The sequence below is a fragment of the Streptomyces sp. NPDC093149 genome, from assembly GCF_044754145.1.
Classification (GTDB): Bacteria; Actinomycetota; Actinomycetes; order Streptomycetales; family Streptomycetaceae; genus Streptomyces.
The window spans coordinates 31308-49702 of sequence record NZ_JBIVON010000029.1; the positions used below are offsets into that span (position 1 = coordinate 31308).

Annotated in this window: 17 protein-coding genes and 2 pseudogenes; 13 read left to right on the forward strand and 6 right to left on the reverse strand. The window is 69.3% G+C overall.

What is annotated here, in order from left to right:
* Nucleotides 1–105 precede the first annotated feature (105 nt).
* Nucleotides 106–330, reverse strand: a complete 225-nt coding sequence (locus tag ACIQCZ_RS38675) for a hypothetical protein (protein WP_402290270.1) — start codon at nt 328–330, stop codon at nt 106–108.
* Between the two features lie 117 nt (nt 331–447).
* On the opposite strand from ACIQCZ_RS38675, the gene ACIQCZ_RS38680 reads away from it, so the two are divergent.
* The 3 genes from ACIQCZ_RS38680 (at nt 448) to ACIQCZ_RS38690 (ending at nt 3474) form a co-directional block, all read left to right on the forward strand.
* Nucleotides 448–1188, forward strand: coding sequence for a thioesterase II family protein (locus ACIQCZ_RS38680; protein WP_402290273.1), 741 nt, complete (start codon nt 448–450; stop codon nt 1186–1188).
* A gap of 94 nt (nt 1189–1282) precedes the next feature.
* Nucleotides 1283–2074: a cyclase family protein gene (locus ACIQCZ_RS38685; protein WP_402290276.1), complete on the forward strand. Its 792-nt coding sequence runs from the start codon at nt 1283–1285 to the stop codon at nt 2072–2074.
* Nucleotides 2071–3474, forward strand: a complete 1404-nt coding sequence (locus tag ACIQCZ_RS38690; RefSeq protein ID WP_402290279.1) for an MmgE/PrpD family protein — start codon at nt 2071–2073, stop codon at nt 3472–3474. The genes ACIQCZ_RS38685 and ACIQCZ_RS38690 overlap by 4 nt, the downstream gene beginning before the upstream one ends.
* Here ACIQCZ_RS38690 and ACIQCZ_RS38695 read toward each other — a convergent pair.
* Nucleotides 3446–4396, reverse strand: a complete 951-nt coding sequence (locus ACIQCZ_RS38695; RefSeq protein ID WP_402290281.1) for a hypothetical protein — start codon at nt 4394–4396, stop codon at nt 3446–3448. The genes ACIQCZ_RS38690 and ACIQCZ_RS38695 overlap by 29 nt on opposite strands.
* A 529-nt stretch (nt 4397–4925) precedes the next feature.
* Here ACIQCZ_RS38695 and ACIQCZ_RS38700 point away from each other — a divergent pair.
* The 9 genes from ACIQCZ_RS38700 to ACIQCZ_RS38740 all read left to right on the forward strand — a co-directional run bounded on the left by ACIQCZ_RS38700 (nt 4926) and on the right by ACIQCZ_RS38740 (nt 13604).
* Nucleotides 4926–6149, forward strand: a complete 1224-nt coding sequence (locus ACIQCZ_RS38700) for a CaiB/BaiF CoA transferase family protein (protein ID WP_402290284.1) — start codon at nt 4926–4928, stop codon at nt 6147–6149.
* Nucleotides 6146–7090, forward strand: coding sequence for an HpcH/HpaI aldolase/citrate lyase family protein (locus ACIQCZ_RS38705; RefSeq protein WP_402290287.1), 945 nt, complete (start codon nt 6146–6148; stop codon nt 7088–7090). The genes ACIQCZ_RS38700 and ACIQCZ_RS38705 overlap by 4 nt, the downstream gene beginning before the upstream one ends.
* Nucleotides 7021–8193, forward strand: a complete 1173-nt coding sequence (locus ACIQCZ_RS38710; RefSeq protein WP_402290290.1) for a phenazine antibiotic biosynthesis protein — start codon at nt 7021–7023, stop codon at nt 8191–8193. Before ACIQCZ_RS38705 ends, ACIQCZ_RS38710 begins: the two co-directional genes overlap by 70 nt.
* Before the next feature lie 34 nt (nt 8194–8227).
* Nucleotides 8228–9289, forward strand: coding sequence for a TauD/TfdA family dioxygenase (locus ACIQCZ_RS38715; protein WP_402290293.1), 1062 nt, complete (start codon nt 8228–8230; stop codon nt 9287–9289).
* A 116-nt stretch (nt 9290–9405) separates the two neighbouring features.
* Nucleotides 9406–10062, forward strand: a complete 657-nt coding sequence (locus ACIQCZ_RS38720) for an O-methyltransferase (RefSeq protein ID WP_402290295.1) — start codon at nt 9406–9408, stop codon at nt 10060–10062.
* A gap of 188 nt (nt 10063–10250) precedes the next feature.
* Nucleotides 10251–11120 (forward strand): 3-hydroxyacyl-CoA dehydrogenase family protein, encoded by an 870-nt coding sequence (locus ACIQCZ_RS38725; protein WP_402290312.1) that lies wholly within the window; start codon nt 10251–10253, stop codon nt 11118–11120.
* Complete coding sequence (locus ACIQCZ_RS38730; protein ID WP_402290297.1) at nt 11117–11371, forward strand: acyl carrier protein; 255 nt, start codon at nt 11117–11119, stop codon at nt 11369–11371. Before ACIQCZ_RS38725 ends, ACIQCZ_RS38730 begins: the two co-directional genes overlap by 4 nt.
* Complete coding sequence (locus ACIQCZ_RS38735) at nt 11368–12489, forward strand: acyl-CoA dehydrogenase family protein (RefSeq protein ID WP_402290300.1); 1122 nt, start codon at nt 11368–11370, stop codon at nt 12487–12489. Before ACIQCZ_RS38730 ends, ACIQCZ_RS38735 begins: the two co-directional genes overlap by 4 nt.
* The gene (locus ACIQCZ_RS38740; protein WP_402290303.1) at nt 12486–13604 is read left to right on the forward strand and encodes an HAD-IIIC family phosphatase; all 1119 of its coding nucleotides are present in this window, start codon (nt 12486–12488) and stop codon (nt 13602–13604) included. The genes ACIQCZ_RS38735 and ACIQCZ_RS38740 overlap by 4 nt, the downstream gene beginning before the upstream one ends.
* A 43-nt stretch (nt 13605–13647) precedes the next feature.
* Here the strand turns inward: ACIQCZ_RS38740 and ACIQCZ_RS38745 are convergent.
* Nucleotides 13648–13770, reverse strand: a pseudogene (locus tag ACIQCZ_RS38745) (hypothetical protein); the annotation flags it as partial.
* Nucleotides 13771–13805: 35 nt separating this feature from the next.
* Between ACIQCZ_RS38745 and ACIQCZ_RS38750 the strand changes: the two are divergent.
* Nucleotides 13806–13952 carry a hypothetical protein gene (locus tag ACIQCZ_RS38750; protein ID WP_402290306.1) on the forward strand — a complete coding sequence of 49 codons (147 nt, stop codon included), beginning with the start codon at nt 13806–13808 and terminating at the stop codon, nt 13950–13952.
* A gap of 33 nt (nt 13953–13985) precedes the next feature.
* On the opposite strand, the pseudogene ACIQCZ_RS38755 reads toward ACIQCZ_RS38750, so the two are convergent.
* From ACIQCZ_RS38755 to ACIQCZ_RS38765, 3 genes and pseudogenes are all read right to left on the reverse strand, one after another.
* A pseudogene (locus ACIQCZ_RS38755) lies at nt 13986–15397 on the reverse strand (NF041680 family putative transposase).
* 270 nt (nt 15398–15667) lie between these two features.
* Nucleotides 15668–16432, reverse strand: coding sequence for a hypothetical protein (locus ACIQCZ_RS38760; protein ID WP_402290308.1), 765 nt, complete (start codon nt 16430–16432; stop codon nt 15668–15670).
* Between the two features lie 174 nt (nt 16433–16606).
* Nucleotides 16607–17818, reverse strand: coding sequence for a hypothetical protein (locus ACIQCZ_RS38765; protein ID WP_402290310.1), 1212 nt, complete (start codon nt 17816–17818; stop codon nt 16607–16609).
* Between the last annotated feature and the right edge of the window lie 577 nt (nt 17819–18395).

The following is an 18395-nucleotide window of genomic DNA, read 5'->3' on the forward strand; positions in this document are numbered from 1 at the left end:
AAAGCCGGCGCCGCGACCTCGGCGACGAGACATGCTCAGTGATAGCCGGGTGACAACCAGTTGTCACTAAACCAGCGGCTTGTTGATCACGCAAGGGGCCGTTCGTCAGCGCCGTGAGCGGCTGTCGAGGCCGTGATCGAAGAACGCGATGGTAGTGCGGACGGTGTGGTTCTGGGCCTTCTGGGGGTGCTGTCCGGTGTTCGGTCCGTACTTGCTGGTGAGGTTCTTGCGGGTGCGGGCCTTCACTCGTTGCCGTCGGCGGGCGGGCAGGAGGCCGTCCAGGCACCCCGACCGATCCTGGTCGGCGGTGACGCAGGCCGAAACTATCAAGGCGGAGGATGTCCGGCCACCGCTGTCGCGACCTAGCATCCCGGTGCGGCGAAACAACACGCCTTACCGAGGGGGCAATTCGACGTGACGGCTTCGACTGAGTATTTCGAGAATTGGGTGTCGACGTACAACCCGGCCCCGAGCGCGGCGGTGCGCCTGGCCTGCCTGCCGCATGCTGGTGGCTCGGCGAGCTTTTTCTTCCCGCTGGCCAAGGCGTTCGGTCCCGACGTCGAGGTGATGGCGGTGCAGTATCCCGGCCGCCAAGCCCGGCGGAGCGAACCGGGCATCGACAACGTGCCCGAGTACGCGGACCGTATTTTCGCGGCGCTGCGGCAGCTGGCCGACCGGCCGCTGGCGTTGTTCGGCCACAGCATGGGCGCGGTGCTCGCCTACGAGGTGGCGCTGCGGATGCGGGAAGCGGGGCTGCCCGCGCCTGCGCGGTTGTTCGCCTCGGGCCGGCGCGCGCCCTCCCGGTACCGCGACGAGCAGGTGCACAAGGGCACGGACGCGCAGATCGTGGCGGAGCTGCAGGGCCTCGGTGGACCCAACCAGTCCATGCTCGCCGATCCGGAATTGCTCGCCCTGATCCTCCCGGCCGTGCGCGGCGACTATCGCGCCGTCGAACGCTATCGGCACGACCCCGATGCGCGCCTCGACTGCCCGGTGACGGTGCTCGTCGGCGACGAGGATCCTCGCGTCACCCTCGACGAGGCGCGGGCCTGGGCGGAGCACACCACCGGGCCGACGGAGCTGGAGGTGTTCGGCGGCGGGCACTTCTACCTCGTCGACCACGCCAAAGAAGTGATCGATCTCCTGGCGCGCCGACTGAACACGCGGGGAGCCGAGCCCATCCGCTGAGCACGCTCGCGGCCGACGTGCGAGCGCGGCCGGCCGCCGTGCCGATCCCGGGAGTTGATTCATGACGGACACGCGAACCAGCGCGCTGCTGGCCGTGCTGGCCAAGGGCGTGCGCACGATCGAGTTGGGACACCCGCTGTTCACCGGCATGCCCTGCTCCCCGAACCATCCGGGTTTCCGGATGACGCTGGCGCGCCGACACGGGGACCTGCGCCGGCCGGACGGCGGCTCGGCCAGCAGCGAGATGATCGTCACCGGCGGGCACGTGGGCACGCACATCGACGCGCTGTCGCACGTCAGTCACGACGGCAGGCTGCACGGTGGCGTGGACGCGGAGACGGCCCAGCGCGGCGGTGCGTTCACCGAACTCGGCGCCGAACAGATCCCGCCGCTCGTCGCGCGGGCGCTGCTGCTGGACGTTGCCGCAGTGCTCGGGGTGGACGTGCTCGAGCCCGGCTACGGCGTCACGCGGAAGGATCTGCTGGATGCTGCCGAGCGCGCCGGTGCCCTGCCCGGCCCCGGCGACGTCGTGCTCGTGCGGACCGGATGGGCGGCCCACTTCGCGAGCCCGGAGACCTACCTGGGTCACGCGACCGGCGTTCCCGGCGTGGCCGAGGACGCGGCCGAATGGCTGGCCGCGCAGGGCATCGTGGCCACCGGCGCCGACACGACGGCCTACGAGCGGATCCCGCCGGGCGAAGGCCACCGGACGCTGCCGGTGCACCGCCTGCTGCTGGTCGAGCACGGCATCTACCTGATGGAACACCTCAACCTAGAAGAGATTGCCGCGTCGGGTCTCACGGAGTTTCCCATCGTGGTTTCGCCGTTGCGCATCGTCGGTGGCACCGGTTCCCCGATCCGGCCGATCGCGGTGGTGGGCGCGTGACCCCGGCCGAACGGCTGGGCGCGCTGGCCGAGGCCGTCGCGAACGACGGACTGCCTGCCGACCGGCGGAGCAACGTCGCCGGCCGGGTCCTGGACCTGCTCGGCAACTGCCTCGCCGCGCTGTCGGAGCGGCCAGCCGAGGCCGTCGCGGCCACGGTGGGGGAGTGGGGCGGTTCGCCGCAGGCCACGGTGATCGGCTCGGCCACCCGCCTGCCCGCGCCGTCGGCCGCGCTGGTCAACGGCACGCTCGCGCACGCACTGGACTTCGACGACACACACCTGCCTTCGGTGCTGCACCCGTCGGCCGCGGTCGTGCCGGCGGCACTCGCCGTCGCGGAGCAGACCGACGCGTCCGGGCCCGCCTTCTGCGACGCCGTGGCCGTCGGGGTCGAGGTGACCTGCCGGCTGGGCATGGCCGGCTACGACGAGCAGAACGCGAACTCGGTGTTCTTCGACCGCGGCCAGCACGCCACCGCGATCTGCGGCACGGTCGGCGCCGCCGTCGCGGCCGGGATACTGCGTGGGCTGAGCGCCGCTCGGCTGACCTCGGCCATCGGCATCGCGTGCAGCATGGGATCCGGGATCATCGAGGCCAACCGGACGGGCGGCACGGTCAAACGGGTCCACTGCGGTTGGGCGGCGCACGCCGGGGTGGTGGCCGCGGCGCTCGCCAGGAACGGGATCACCGGGCCGCCGACCGTGCTGGAAGGCCGGTTCGGCCTGCTGCGTGCGTTCTGCGGCGACCGGTTCGACCTCGAAGCCGTGACCCGGGACCTCGGCGAGCGGTGGGAGAGCGACCGGATCTTCGTGAAACCCTATCCCTGCAACCACTTCACCCACGCCGGGGTGGAGGCCGCGTTGCGGATCCGGCGGCGCGATATCGATCCCGCCATCATCACCGAGCTCACCCTCGGCGTGCCCGAACCGGTGCTGCGCACCATCGCCGAGCCGATCGAGGACAAACGTCGGCCGCTGTCCGGTTACCACGGCGCGTTCAGCGGGCCGTATACGGTGGCCGCCGCGTTGCTCGGAGGTGGCGGCCTCGGCCTGTCCCACGCCGACTTCACCGACAACGCGGTGGCCGATCCGGCCCGCCTCGCGCTGGCCGCGAGGGTGACTCCGGTGGCCGACCCGGAGTGCACGCGGATCTTCCCGCACCAGTTCCCGTCCGTGCTCACCGTGCGGCTCGCCGACGGCACCGTGCTCGAGGAACGGGTCCGGCACAACCTGGGCGGCCCGGAAAATCCTTTGTCCGCCGCGGACTTGACGGCCAAGTTCCGCATGAACGCGCGGCGCGCGGTGGATGACGCGGTGGCCGGTGAACTCGCCGCCCTGGTGACAGGGCTGGCTTCGGACACCGGACCGGCGGCGATCACCGGCCTGCTGCGTTCGGCGACCTGATCCCGCCGGATTCCTGCGGCAGGCCGGGTGGTTCGAGGCGCGGGTCCGGGCTCTCTCGGGGCGGTGTCGTCGACCGGTGTTCCAGTTGCCGGGCCAGATCCTGCCAGAACAGCGAATACGCCCGGGCCAGCCTGGCCACGGGGACCGACCAGTGGTCGGGGATCGCGCAGACGACGTCGGACCGGGTGTTGAGCGCTTCCCGGTTGGCCCGCATCCAGCGGATCAGGAACCGCCCGCGGTCGTTGAGCCGGATCGAGGGATCCGCCATCAGGTCGGCCAGCACGGCCTCGGTGATCTTCTCAAGGTCGCTGGGCTCGGTGGGGTAAGGGGTCGCTGGTGCACCGGGCTCGCCGCCTCGGGCCTGGACCGGCGCCGGTTCCCGGCCCTCGGCAAGCCGGCGCCGCACGTCGAGCACGGTGTTCGGCGAGACTCCGGCCTCATGCGCGATTTCCCGCGCCGACGCGGTCGGGCGCTCGGCGAGCAGCCGACTGGCCCGCAGTCGCCCCTCGGCGGCGTTCACCGGTCGGACACGGCCGTCGCGGCCGACCCGGCTGCAGGAACGGGGCCCGGGTTCGGGAAGGTCGCGGCGCCGCGCCCGGACGGTCGACTCCGCCAGCCCGGTGACCCCGGCGATCATGCGGTTCGACCACCGTGGGTGGGTGCGCAGGATCCGTGTCGCGGCGGCGATTCGCTCCGCGCGCGAGAGCGGCAGCCCGTGTGCGGTGTTGAGCCGGACGGCCACGGCGAAAGCGTCGTCGTCCGAACCGTTGTACACAATGGCGGAAATGTGGTTCCGCTCCTGCGCCAAGGCCGCGCGGACGCGGTGGATTCCGTCGAGGACCCGGCCCGATTGTTCGTGCACGACGATCGGTGGCAGTTCTTCGGTGATCCCGGCGAGGATCTGCACGTGTTCGGTGTTCACCCGGTCTTGCCGTAAGGTGAAATTGAGGTTGAGTGAGCTGATGGGAATGCGGCGGACGGTGCTCGTGACCAGTTGGTCCGACAGCCAGGCAGCCGGTTCGGAGTCTGCGAAGGCCGGCGAATCGTCACCCGGCCAACAGGTCGTCTCGTCCTGGGACATGGGACTCCTGGTCGTGTCGGAGGGCCCGCGGTTCGCGCGTGATTCAGTGGACGTGGCGGTATTGCCAGCATATTTGCGCCACCGCGACCTGCCAACGCCTGCGAGGGCCCTGCGGCTCGAAACAGCCAGAACTGGTGATGTCGCCGCCGCCACTACCTGATCTGGTGGATTCGAACTCCGCGGGAGCTACGGGAGATAACCGGCTCGGTGTGCCGGACGTTCCGTTATGCCGGCGCCAGTGTTCAACTGCGCGGAAAACGCAGTCGAAAACCGCGCCCGAGAATGGCGCGGCGTGCACAACCTTGACCTTCCTTGGTGGGCTTACGTAATTTCGCTGTGATCCACCGATGCCCCAGAGGGGAGGGTCTGCATGGCGAGTCCGCGCGACAGAACCGAATGTGGCAGGTCGGCCGTGCCCGCTCCCGTGGCACCTCTGGCCGGGCTCACCGTGATCGACGCCTCCACGCTGTTCGCGGGACCGTTCGCGGCGAGATTGCTCGGGGACTTCGGCGCCGAGATCATCAAGGTGGAACAGCCCTCGGGTGATCCGCTGCGCCGCTTCGGCCATGCGCACGACGACGTCCCGCTGCTGTGGAAGGTGCTGAGCCGCAACAAGAAGAGCGTTGTGCTGGACCTGCGCGAGCCTGAGGACGCGCAGCGGTTCCGCCGGCTCGCCGCCGGGGCCGACGCCCTCATCGAGAACTTCCGGCCGGGCACCCTGGAACGCTGGGGCCTCGGCCCGGAGGTGCTCGCCGAGACCAACCCGCGGCTGGTGCTGGCCAGGGTCACCGCCTTCGGACAGGACGGCCCGTACGCACGCCGCCCCGGCTTCGGCACGCTGGCGGAAGCCATGAGCGGGCTGGCGGCGATGTCGGGTGAACCCGACGGGCCGCCCGCGCTCCCGGCGTTCCCGCTCGGCGATGCCATCGCCGGCCTGCACGCGGCCCTCGCGGTACTGATCGCGCTGCGCGCCCGCGACGTGATCGGCACCGGTCAGATCGCGGACATCGCCATCACCGAGACGCTCATCGGCTCACTGGGAGCCCAGCTCACCGTTTACGAACACCTCGGCCTCAAGCCCGAACGGGTCGGCAACCGGTCCAACAACAGCGCGCCTCGGGGCGTCTACCGTTGCGCGGACGACCGCTGGGTCGCCGTCTCCGCCCCGGCGCGCACGGTCGCCGAACGCGTCGTCCGGCTGGTCGGCCGCCCCGATCTGGGCGCTGAGCCGTGGTTCGCCACCGGAGTTGGCCGGGCCGAGCACCGCGAGCTGATCGACGACGCGATCCGGCCGTGGATCGCCGCCCGGTGCCGGGACGAGGTCGTGGACGCCTTCGAGGCGGCCGAAGCGGCCGTTGCTCCCATCTACGAGGTCGACGACGTGCTGGCCGATCCGCAGTTCCGGGCGCGCGGTCTCAGCGTGGACGTGCCCGACGCCGAGCTCGGCTCGGTGCGCATGCCTGGGGTCCCGTTCCGGCTGTCGGCCACTCCGGGCCGGATCGACTGGGCCGGTCCGCCGATCGGCGCCCACACCGAGGACGTGTGCGGCTCCGTCCGGTCCGCCCGCTCGACGGCCGGGGAGACCGGGTCATGACCGACGCCCACGGAAAGCACCGGGTGTTCCGCAGCTGCCTGTACGTGCCCGGCCACCACCCGGACCGGATCGCGCGCGCCTACGACACCGAGGCCGACGCGGTGATACTCGACCTGGAGGACGCCGTCCCGGGCCCGCGCAAGCCCGAGGCTCGCGAGATCGTCGCCGAGGCCATGGCCACGCTGGCCGCGAAGCCCACCTACGTGCGGGTCAACCCCATGTCGTCGGGCCTGTGCGAGGACGACATCCGCGCGGTCGCGGGTCCCGCGCTCGCCGGGGTGCGAGTGGCCAAAGTGGACTCGCCCGCCGACGTCCGGCGCGTCGCCGAGGTGCTGCGGGAGCTGGGACACCCGGCGAAGATCCATGTGCTCATCGAATCGGCTGTCGCGCTGGAACGCGCGTTCGCCCTGGCCACCGCGTCGCCCGAGGTGACGATGCTCGGCCTCGGCGAGTCCGATCTCCGGGTCGACCTCAGCACCACCGCCGAAGGGCCGACCATGGACACCTGCCGGGCCCGCGTGATCGTGGCCGCGCGTGCGGCCGGCCTGCCTAATCCGTGCCAGAGCGTCTACGCCGAGCCTCGCGATCTGCGCGGGCTGCTGGTCACCAGCAAGCACGGCCGCCGGCTCGGGTTCCTTGGTCGTATGGCGATCCACCCGGCGCAGATCCCCGTCATCCACGACGTCTACACCCCGACCACGAACGAGATCGACGACGCGCTGGAGATCTGCGCCGCCGTGGACCTCGCAGCGCTGGAGAGCAGGTCGATCACCATCACGTCGCAGGGGAAGATGGTCGGCCCGCCCGTGCTCGCCCGGGCGAAGCAGGTCCTGGAGCTGGCCACCGCGCTCAACCTGGTCACGGACGTCGCGTGGCCGGTGGAGCAGGCACGAACTTCGGAATCGGTGGATTACATCCGGAACAGCGGAGGTTCTTCATGACTGGCGTCCTGACCGACAAGCGGTGGGCGGTGCTGGACCCGGCTGTCCGCCCGACCGACCCCGAGGGATACCTCAGGACCGCTCTCGAATGGCACTTCGGCGCCGACACCGGCTCGCGGTTTTGGCTCGAGCGCGCCAAAGCCCTCGACTTCGACCCGATCCGCGACGTGCGCGGCTACGAGGACCTGACGTTGTTCCCCAACGTCGTCGACGAGCTGCGGGGGATTCCCGTCGAGGACCTCATCCCGCGCGGTTACGGCCCCCACCCGCCGGCGCCCAAGGTGTTCGAGACCGGCGGGACCACCGGCGCGCCCAAACGCGTGATCCTCATGCCCGACTGGTTCGAGAGCTCGATCGACCGGATGCTCGCCGGTCCCGTGTTCGCCGAGCGGGAACCCGGCAACATCCTCATCGCGACGCCGACCGGGCCGCACAAGATCGGCGGCCAGTACGACGACGTGGTGAAGAAGCAGAACACCATCAAGTTCTCCATCGACGTGGACCCGCGCTGGGTCAAGAAGCTGATCAGCCGCGGTGAGCAGGACCAGGTGAAGTCCTATGTGGACCACGTGCTGGACCAGATCGAGCACGTGCTCGAAACCCAGCACGTCGGCCTCGTGGTGATCACCCCGCCGATCCTGCGCGCATGTGCCGGCCGTCCCCGCCTCGTCGAGCTCATCAACGCCAAGGTGGCCGTGGTGTTCTGGGGCGGCGCGCACATGACCGCCGACGAGCGGTTCGAACTGTCGCGCGTGCATTTCCCGCAGGTGCGCATGGTGAGCCGGTACAACAGCGCCATGATCCTGGAAGGGGCGGCCGAACGCACCGGGACCGGCGCAGGCGACCAGGTGATCTACGACCCGTACACCCCGGTCGTGATGTTCCGGGTCGTCGACCCCGAGACCGGGGAGACCGTGGACTACGGCCGGCGCGGCCAGGTCGTGATGAGCCACGTCAGCAAGGGCGTGTTCCTGCCCAACAACCTCGAGCGGGACTCGGCGATCCGGGTCCGCGGCCCGGAAGGGCAGTTCGGCGATTCGGTGGCCGATCCCCGGCCGGTCGAGAAGTTCGGCGGTGAACGGGTGATCGAGGGCATCTACTGAGTCGGCCGACGTTTACCGAAAGGACGAAAGAGGGATGTCGATTCTGCTGAACGCGGAACCCGGAGTGTCGCGCGCGCCGGACGAGGAGCCGTGGCTGCACGAGCTGACCGTGTCGGAGGCGGCCGAGATCGACAAAGCGTTCGCCACGCTGCTCGCGAGCGGCAAGTCCGACTTCGCCGCCGGCGAGGCCGATTTCCCGTTGCCGAGGGTGGGGCCGAAACTGCGGCGCATCCTGCGGTCGATGGAGGACGAGCCGGGTTTCGCGCTGGTTCGCGGGATCCCGGTCGCCGGGAAGAGCGAGGACGAGGTCCGCCGCCTGTACTGGGGGCTCGGCATGTACCTCGGGGTGCCGCTCATCCAGAACAACTCCGACTCGCACATGGTCGACATCCGCGACGAGGGCCGCGCGGGCCGGCTGCGGGTGCACAGCTCGAACCAGCACATCGGGTTCCACATCGACTCGACGGACATCGTCGGGTTGCTGTGCCGGCGAGCCGCCGCCCGCGGCGGTACCAGCCTCGTCGTGAGTGCCGAAGCGGTGCGGCGGGAGATCTCGTGGGTGTACCCCGACCTGCTGCCCGCGCTGTACGAACCGCTTCCGTTCGCCGACGTCGCCTCGCCGGACGAGCACCACCCCGATTTCTTCCTGTGCCCGGTGTTCGGCCGTCACGAGGGGCGGACCACGACGCGGTTCTACCTCCGCCGGATCCTGCGCAGCCAGGACAACCCCGCGGCGCCGCGGCTGACCGACCGGCAGCGGCGCGCCGTCGAGGCGGTCGAGGAGATCGCGGCCCGGCCGGACCTGGTCACCGCCATGGAGTTCCAGCCGGGGGATCTGCAGCTGATCAACAACCACCTGGTGCTGCACGGCCGGACGAGGTTCGACAGCGAAGAGGCGGACACCGGGCGGCACCTGCTGCGCATGTGGTGGTCGGTGCCGTCGAGCAGGCCGCTGCCGCCGGAGTTCGAGGCCGCTTGGGGCACCAGGGAACCCGGCACGCTGCGGGGCGCGGCTCGGCGCTGGCAGCTGCACGGGGAGTTCGGCGAGTTCCAGCGGAGGCAGGCCGACGAGTTCGGGGTCGTCATCCCCGCCTGACTGTCCACAACGGCCGGCCGAAATGACAAAGCGGCGGCCGGCCCGGGTGACTCCGGTCCGACCGCCGCTCGGAAACGCACTCTCCCCCCCCCCCGACATTTCATGAAAGCATCCTCATGGCTCAGCAGATCACCGCGAACCAGAAAATACTCGACTACGTGCGGGCCACTTCCCTGCGTGACGACCAGGTGCTCGCCGGGCTCCGGGCCGAGACGGCGACGGTGCCGGCGGCACAGGCGCTGCAGGTGATGCCCGAGGAGGGACAGCTGCTCGCCCTGCTCGTCGGCCTCACCGGCGCCCGCGCCGTGCTGGAGATCGGCACCTTCACCGGCTACAGCACGCTGTGCATGGCGCGCGCCCTGCCGACCGACGGGCGGCTGGTGACCTGCGACATCGCGGCGAAGTGGCCCGACATGGGCAGGCCGTTCTGGGAGAGGGCGGGGGTGGCGGACCTGATCGAGGTGCGGGTCGGCGACGCCCGTGCCACGCTCGCGGCGCTGCGTGAGGAGGGCGCCGAGTTCGATTTCGTGTTCGTCGACGCCGACAAGTCCGGATATCTCCACTACTACGAGGAATCGCTACCCCTGCTGCGCCCGGGCGGACTGATTGTGGTGGACAACACGTTGTTCTTCGGCCGGGTCGCCGATCCGGCCGTGACGGACATCGACACCGTTTCGGTGCGCGAATTGAACACCCGGCTGCACACCGACGAACGAGTCGAAATCTGCTTGCTGCCGATGGCGGACGGAATCACGCTCGTCAGAAAAAAGTGAGTGGAAGCGCGCCAGGTTGCCGGGTGGTGTCATTCAGTCGATTCCCAGAACTCACACATGCGTCACTTTTCCGGGAAAAATAGGGGGCATTCAGGGGGAGCGCCACACTCGCGGATCATGCTGAAGACGAGGGAAGAGAAACAGGGCGGGACGGTCTATTGACCGAGCGTTCCCAGTGGAGGAAACATATGTTGCGCGAAGAGGTCGAAGACTTCTCGCTCGCCGTTCTCGGCGCGGGCACGATGGGTCTGGGGATCAGCGCGCTCGCCGTGGGGCACGGCGTACCGGTCACACTCGTGGAGACCGACGCGGCGAGAGCCCGGCAGGCGCCGGCCGCGGTTACCGTGCAATTGCGCATGGCCCAGCTGATGAACGCGCTGCCGGCGGACCGCGAGCGCGGCGAGCTGACCGTCACCGGGTCGCTCGTCGGCGCGGCCGGTGCCACGGCGGTGATCGAAGCCATCACCGAGGATCTGACGCTCAAGACGAAAGTGCTCGCGGAGACCGCCGCACTGACCGGCGCCGAGGTACCGCTGGTCTCGAACACGTCCTCGATCCCGATCGATGAGCTGGCCGGACACCTGCCGGACGCGGCGCGGTTGATCGGCACCCACTTCATGAACCCGCCGTACCTGATCTCGACGGTCGAGGTCGTCAGGGGCGCGAGCACCGGCGAGGCGACGCTTTCCGCAGTCACCCGGCTGCTCGGCGCCTTGGCGCGCAAACCGGTCGTGGTCCGGGACGGGCCAGGTTTCGTGACCAGCCGCATCCTGCACCCGATGATCAACGACGCGGCCCGCGTCGTGCAGGAGGGCACCGCCACGGCCGAAGCCGTGGACACCTTGATGCGCGAATGCCTCGGACACCGGACCGGTCCGCTGAGCACGGCGGACCTCATCGGCCTGGACAACCTGGCCGACTCGCTGCGGGTGCTGGCCGAGCGCACCGGCGATCACCGGGCGGCACCTTGCGAGCTGCTGCTCGACAAGGTCCGCGACGGTCACCTCGGCCGTAAGACGGGCCGCGGTTTCTACGACTACGGGAAGGCACAACCGTGAAGACATCCTCCGAGCCGGTGGCCGAGCACCTGCAGGCGTTCCTCGCTGAGCGCACCAGGCAGACCTGGGCGCGGGACACGGACCTCTTCGCCACCGGCGGCCTGTCGTCCATGTTCGCCATGGAGCTCGTGGTGCACCTGGAGTCCACTTTCGACATCGTGATCGCCGGTCCGGATCTCGCACTGGACAACTTCCGCACCGTCGACGCCATGACCGCGCTGGTGCTGCGGCTGCGGGAAGCCGAGCGGTGAGCGACGACCTGGCCGGGCTCGTCGCCGACCGGGTGGGCGACCGCGCGGCGGGCTGGGACGTCGCTGGCGAGCTGCCCCGCGACCTGCTGGCCGAGCTGGGCGGGCTGGGCGTGCTGTGTGCCCAGGTCGGCGTCGAGCACGGCGGCGCGGGACTGGACAGCCGGGCCAACGGCGAGCTGACCGCCGCGGTCGGCGAGCTGTGCGGTTCGCTGCGCAGCGTCATGACCTCGCAGGGCATGGCCGCGTGGGCGATCCGCCGACTGGGTACCGCCGGGCAGCGCGACCACTTCCTGCGCCGGCTGACCTCGGGGGAGCTGGCCGCCGTCGGGTTCAGCGAACCGGGCGCGGGCAGCGACCTCGCCGCGATGACCACCACGATCACCGACGGCGGGTCCGGCGAAGTCGTGGTCTCCGGCCGCAAGGTGTGGGTCACCGCTGCCCACTACGCCGATCTGCTCCTCGTGTTCGGCGGCTACCGGGGCGGCACCACCGCCGTGGTGGTGCCCGCGGACACGCCGGGCGTGCGGGTCGAGCGAGTGCCGCACCCCAGCGGGTGCCGTGCGGCCGGGCACGCCGGCTTGGTCCTCGACCACGTCCGCGTGCCGGCCGACCACGTGCTGGGCGGGGTCGGGCTGTCGTTCCCGCTGGTCGTCACGGCGGCGCTGACCTACGGCCGGATGTCCGTCGCCTGGGGCTGTGTCGGCATCCTGCGTGCGTGCCTGGCGGCGGCCGTCGAGCACACCGGCCGCCGCGAGCAGTTCGGAACTCCACTCGCCGGGCATCAGCTCGTCGGCCGGCTGCTCGCCGAACTGTACGTCGGCGAGCAGATCGCGACCCGCGCCTGTGAGCACGCCAGCGCGTCGTGGGACGAGGGCGCGCCCGAGGTTGCCACCGACGCGGTACAGGCCAAGTACGTTGCCTCCCGCGAGGCCACCGTCGGGGCCTCCCGCGCGGTCCAGCTCCTTGCGTCCGCCGCCGCGTCCGACGGCCACGTGGTGGCCCGCGCGTACCGGGACGCGAAGCTGATGGAGGTCATCGAAGGCACCACCGAGATCTGCCAGCTCCTGCTCGCCGAATACGTGCGGGGCCGGGCGGGCACAGTGAGGGGACGGCAATGACCGCGACGCCGATGGTGAAGTGCCTGATCTGGGACTTGGACGACACGCTGTGGCGCGGCACCCTGCTCGAGGATGACGGCGTGCGGCCGTTCGAGTGGGTGCGGGAGGTGATCACCACCCTCGACGGACGGGGTGTTCTGCAGTCCGTCGCCAGCAAGAACGACCACGACCACGCCTGGTCGAGGCTGGAGGAGTTCGGGCTGGCTGAGTACTTCGTGGTGCCGCACATCGGCTGGGGCCCGAAGTCGGAGTCGGTGCGCGCCGTCGCCGAGCGGCTTAACTTCGCGCACAACACGATCGCCTTCATCGACGACAACCCGGTCGAGCGTGCCGAGGTGGCACATCATCTGGCCGACGTGCGGTGTTACCCGGCCGAGGAGGCCACGGGGCTGGTCCGGCGGCCGGAGTTCAGTCCCGCCGTCGTCACCGTCGACTCCCGCCGGCGGCGGCAGATGTACCGCGCCGGGTTCGAGCGTGAGGCCAGCCGGGCGGAGTTCACCGGCCCCGACGAGGAATTCCTGCGCACGCTCGACCTGGAGATGACCATCGGGCGCGCCACCGAGCAGGAGCTGTCCCGCGTCGCGGAACTGACCCTGCGCACCAGCCAGATGAACGCCACCGGCGTGCACTACGACGACGCGACGCTGCGCGGTCTGCTTGCCGATCCCGGCCACGAGGTCCTGGTGGTGACGATGGCGGACCGGTTCGGTCCGCACGGCGCCGTCGGCATCGTGCTGCTGGCCCGGCACGAGCGGGTCTGGCACCTCAAGCTACTGGCGACCTCGTGCCGGGTCGTGTCACTCGGCGTCGGCTCCGCCCTGCTGAACTGGCTGTCCGACCAGGCCGCCCGCGCCGGTGTGCACCTCGTCGCCGACCTCCGCCGCACCGACCGCAACCGCATGATGGAGATCGCCTACCGGTTCGCGGGATTCACCGAGCACGAGTGCGCCTGCGCAGCCGGTCTGCCGGCGCCGGGCGTCGACGGTGTCGAGCGCCTGCATCTCGTGCCGGCCCATCGTCCCGTGCCGAGCACACTGAGCCTGACCTCGCCCGACCTGACCAGCGCAGCAGCAGGTCCGCACGCAGTTCCACCGGCAGCTCCTCGTGCCGTTTGACGGAGAGCTTGCGGAAGACGCGGGTGAGGTGCTGCTCCACCGTGCTCGGCGTGACGTACAGCTTGAGCGCGATCTCGCGGTTGGTGTACCCGGCGGCCGCCAAGAACGCAACCCGGCGCTCCGAGCCCGTGAGCGACCGGATCCCGTCCGGCTGCGCCGGTTCCACGAGATCGTCGAAGCCCGCGCCCAGCTTGTCGAGGAATGGCTTGGCGCCACAGGACTTCGCCAGCTGCCGTGCCGGCGCGCGGTGCGCCGCGCGTGCCGGTCATCGCCGAGGGCGTGGTGGGACTCGCCCAGATCACGCAGGGCCCGCGCGAGCTCGAAGTCGTCGCTGGCGTCATCGAGTAGACCGACCGCCTCACCGAGCAGCTTAGCTTGAATTTAAAGGTTTCCCCTCGGTTCTTCGGGTCGGGGGGTGTCTGTTTTGTGTCGGTGTTTGCCGGCGGGGTGGCGTGGTGCGGGGCCGGTGGTGGTGCCTGGTGGGCGGCCTGGGCCGGGCCAGGAAGCTTTCGGCGCGCTGGCGGGAGTGCCCAGTGTGCGCCGGAGGCGTGGATAGCCTCGTCGGACGCGTCCCGGGGTGAGCTGGTCCGGTGTCAGGTGTCGTTCCCAGGGGCGGCGGAGGTCGTCGGCGAGGGGGCGGGCGAGGCGTAACTGTGTGTAGGTGGCGAGGATCAACCAGACCCAGCGGTCGGCTTGTTCGGGGTGGCGCAGGCGGGGGCGGGTCAGGCCGAGGGTCTGCTTGAAGAACCTGAACGTGTGTTCGATGTCGAATCTTCTGAGGTAGGTCTGCCAGAGCCGGTCGATGTCGTCGAGGGTGTCGGGGTGGCTGTGCCACAGCCACACAGGCTTCGGGACGCGGTTTCCCGGGAGGCGTTCGACGGTGAGGTGGATGAGGCTGCCCTCGACGGTGGGAATCTGTCCGGGGTGGTCGGCCCAGGCGCCGCGGCGTTCGGGCCGTGGGTGCAGCCGGCTGAAGGAGCGAGCGGTGACGGTGCCGTAACGGGTGTGGGTGCTGGTCGTCTCCCGGGCTGGGGTGGGTGGGTGGCGGGGTCGGTGAGGCGGAGGACGTCGCCGTGGCGGGGCGGACGTCCGGGATGCTCCCCACGGCGCATTCCCGGCGGGCCGTAGAAGGTGCGGTTGGAGCGGATGCGGCCGAGCAGGCGGACCGGCTGGTCGCGCAGGAGCCAGGTCAGGCGCACGAGGTCGTAGCCGGCGTCCAGGACGAACAGCACCGGCACGTCACCCTTCCGCCACTGCCCGGCCCGCTCCAGCCGGCCCGTCAGATCACGGATCTGAGCGGCCGTGACGCTCGTGGCATCACCATCCGGGCCGAGACGGACGGCGTCCAGCGGCGCGGTCCACGACGAGCGGCCCCCGCCCAGCGCGGCGGCGACCTGATACGGCCAGCCCGGGACGGTCTGACGCTTGCCGTCACACCGGCAGGGGCGGTAACAGTGCAGACGCTGCGGTGAGCATTCCGCGTCCGGGCGCGGCCACGGGGTGACATCCAGCGCGATCGCGATCTGCCCGCCCGCACCGCGCGGCAGTTCCAGCCCGTCCAGCGTCATCCGCAGTCAGGCGACATCGATGCGGCCCTCGGCCAGCGCGTCATACATCGCGCCGTGCCCGCGACGATGCACTGCTTCGAGCGAAAGTTCCGGCAGCGACACCACCGGGCCGCCCGCGCACAGCATCGCGTCCGCCACCTCGAACAACGCGTCAGCCCGCCGGGTCAGGCAGTTGTAGAACTCGCGGCGAAACCCGGACAACACGCTCAACACCTCGACCCCCATGGTCTCTTGCTGCAAACTGTCCCTCACGGCCTTTGGTGGAAACACATGATCAAGCAGAGGCCGTTCCGCTGTGAGGCGAACGGCGAACCCTTCCAATAAACGATCTTGGTGATCACCAACGCCGCCTCGAAGGCAACAATCGGCTCGTCAAGCGCGAAGCATGTGATGCCTTCGGCTTCCGGAACCGAGAAAACCAACGCCTGTAATCGCGCTGTGCAACCACTCGGCGGAGTCGGCCGGAAGTGCACCCCCGCTGAATTCGAAGACCCTTTATAGGCTCGGTCGGCGCCTTGTTGACCTCTGCCGCGCTTTTATCCGTTTACTGCCGGTGAGACGACGAGTTCTTGTAATGGTCAAGATATGCCTGCATTGCGGAGTCGAGTGGCTCTGCGCTGTTGCCGTGGATGGCGCGCCAGAGGCGGTTCTCAAGCCAGAACCGGTAGGCGAAGTGCTCAAAAGAGGGAGCAACCAGAAGATCGCAGCTCTCTGGGCGGCGCGGTCGCTCAGGTCGCTCTCCGGCTTGTAGTAGGCGGGGAGGCTTTCCGCTTCGTACTCGCTTTCGTAGTCGAGGTGGGAGTTGACGACGAACACGTGGCCGGACGGGCGCCAGTACAAGTACCAGTTCGCGTATCCATGAAGCCGAATGGGCAAGAGGTACGCGCCATGCTCGATGGGGCTGTGCAACAGCCAATCCGAGCCGCCGTAGCCGGCGGTCACTGATACCTTGCCCAAGGCGTCACGCAGATTCGACGGTATAGAGAAGTTGATGAAGTCGTGCGGCAACGCCATGTCTTTGGCAGCCAGTTCCTCGTCCAGCGCCTGCATCTTCTCGCATTGCCAGGGGTCGACCTCGCCGCCCAGGCCGCCCAGCCACTGGAACTCTCCGGTGAACTGGGAGCTGTCCAGAGGCGGCAGGGTGTCGTAGGGATATCGCTCGTAGATGCCGCGGCAAGGACGTACATCGCCGAGGTCTGTCCCATACCAAGCTGCACGTATGGCAAAGCCCATATTGACTGCTCCCTTCATCATGAGCACGCCTCCGGCACACCCTGTGCACTCCCGTCGGCGCACCGAAAGCCACCCGCCCCGGCCCCGACCGCCCACCAGGCACCACCACTGGCCCCGCACCCGCCAGCAAACACCAAAACAAAAATGGACATCTCCCGGGCTCGAAGAACCGAGGGGAAACCTTCAATTTCAAGCTAAAGGTTATGACCAGTGCCAACTTATTCGTTCGAGTGCCGCACGCACATGTTCGCTTGGTACTTCAACATTGAGTACGTCCGCGAGGGCTGAAGTGAGTCCAGCGATCTGTTCGGGGCTCAATTTCCGCAGACTTCTCGGTGTTACGCCTGGCGCAAGTCCAGCCCTCGCAAGCGCCTCATAGGCGTCTTGGCCACATGCCTCTACACCGAGCGCCCTACCGACCTCAGAAAGTTCACGACCTACGGTCGTCAAAAAGTCCGGATCATCAGCCGGAATTGCGCCACCCTGATCGAGGAGGCGGGCGAGATCGGTACATCCCAGGTAGACCCGGCGACACGCCCCGGAACCCATGGATAGTCCGGCATCGCGTGCGATCCGGTAAAGCTTTTGTTTGAGGAAGGCGTCAGCCCGTTCGGCGTCGTCGCGGATATCCGCCAGGGCGTGCAGGCGGGGGTCGGCTGAGGATGGCAAACCGCGCAGCGCGTGGCTGATGGCACGGCCGTTTTCGATGCGGAACCGCCGGAGGGTGCAGAGAGATCCTTTGGGCAGCTCAAACGTTCCACCGTCTGGCCACCACCCTTCGTCAACGACCTCGACTGCAGCCGTGAGCAGCGGCTGCACCATGCGTTCCGCTGCCTCGGGGTCGAGCGGGCACAGGTCGGTCAGCCGGTCTCCCACCGCCGCCACGGCGTGGCGCGGACCGAACATGCGCAGCAGGTCGTGGGGATCAGGTATGCCGTCGGTCAGCTGTTCGCCAGCCTTGACCTTGCTTCCGGCGGGTATGCACAGCGTTCTGCCGTTGAGTGGGCCGAAGAGCCATCCGGTACGCGAACCCGAGGTGCACTCGACGCCCCCGCACAGCGTGTACGACCAGTCCGGCGTGTAGCCGTCCGCAGGGGTGGCTTCCTCGGTGAGCAGGTAGCGCGATCCGACCTGGTTCAGGTAGCCGTCGATGAGGGCGGTCCATGCGGCGGGCTCGGGCGGCGTCGCCTGGAGGATGTCGGTCACCGCTTCGGGGCGATGCGTCGCTGCCACTGCTCGGACCAGCTGCTCGGTATCCCGCTCTGGGCACCCGTACGCGGTCAGCACGTGTGTCAGGTCGTCCAGCAGCGAGCGCAACAAGCCTGGTTTGTTGCCGGCCCCGGGGTTCGTCGACCGTTTGCCCACCATTGCACCCCCACTCCCCGCGCGATCGCTGTGGAGATCGTCAGACATGATCGGCACGGTAACCGCCCGCACCCGCGCCGACCCACCTCAGACGGGCACCGGGACCGGAATTGCGTACTTCTACGCACGCCTGTGGTCCCGCGACCAGGCCCCAGCCCTGCAGCCAGGCAACCCACGCCACCGTACCGGGACCGCGCCACGTACGCGGCCCGCCCGGCACCGGGTCCGCGTTTCCTGCTGCCGTCGGTAACCCGTGCACTGTTTGTCCGATCTGGCCCTGCACACTGTCCCCACGGCCTTGGGATTGATCGACAGTTGACTTCAGCGAGAAGGCACGATCACGCAAAGGGGCCGCCCCGCTGTCAGGCGAACGACGACCCCCACCAAGAAACGATCTTCGTGGGGGTTTAATTTCAAGCTTAGAACTCGCGCGGATTGGCGGAAGGGGGATACCGGCGGGGTCCAGGCAGGGGCCTGCGCCATGTGCGATGGTGACACTTCGTGTTCGCGTGCCTGCGCTCGCGTCCTAGCCTCGATCGTTCATGAGTCGTCGTCGGTTCGCTGACGGGGACTCTGTGCTTGCGAGGTGCCGAACTTCGTGGGCTGGGGCAGGTTGGCGGCCCGG

Bases quoted from the DNA above. Each gene is read 5' to 3' on its own strand.
- ACIQCZ_RS38725 (WP_402290312.1), top strand. From the start codon at position 10,251: ATGTTGCGCGAAGAGGTCGAAGACTTCTCGCTCGCCGTTCTCGGCGCG.
- ACIQCZ_RS38750 (WP_402290306.1), top strand. From the start codon at position 13,806: ATGGCTTGGCGCCACAGGACTTCGCCAGCTGCCGTGCCGGCGCGCGGT.
- ACIQCZ_RS38720 (WP_402290295.1), top strand. From the start codon at position 9,406: ATGGCTCAGCAGATCACCGCGAACCAGAAAATACTCGACTACGTGCGG.
- ACIQCZ_RS38700 (WP_402290284.1), top strand. From the start codon at position 4,926: ATGGCGAGTCCGCGCGACAGAACCGAATGTGGCAGGTCGGCCGTGCCC.
- ACIQCZ_RS38765 (WP_402290310.1), bottom strand. From the start codon at position 17,818: ATGTCTGACGATCTCCACAGCGATCGCGCGGGGAGTGGGGGTGCAATG.
- ACIQCZ_RS38705 (WP_402290287.1), top strand. From the start codon at position 6,146: ATGACCGACGCCCACGGAAAGCACCGGGTGTTCCGCAGCTGCCTGTAC.
- ACIQCZ_RS38715 (WP_402290293.1), top strand. From the start codon at position 8,228: ATGTCGATTCTGCTGAACGCGGAACCCGGAGTGTCGCGCGCGCCGGAC.
- ACIQCZ_RS38740 (WP_402290303.1), top strand. From the start codon at position 12,486: ATGACCGCGACGCCGATGGTGAAGTGCCTGATCTGGGACTTGGACGAC.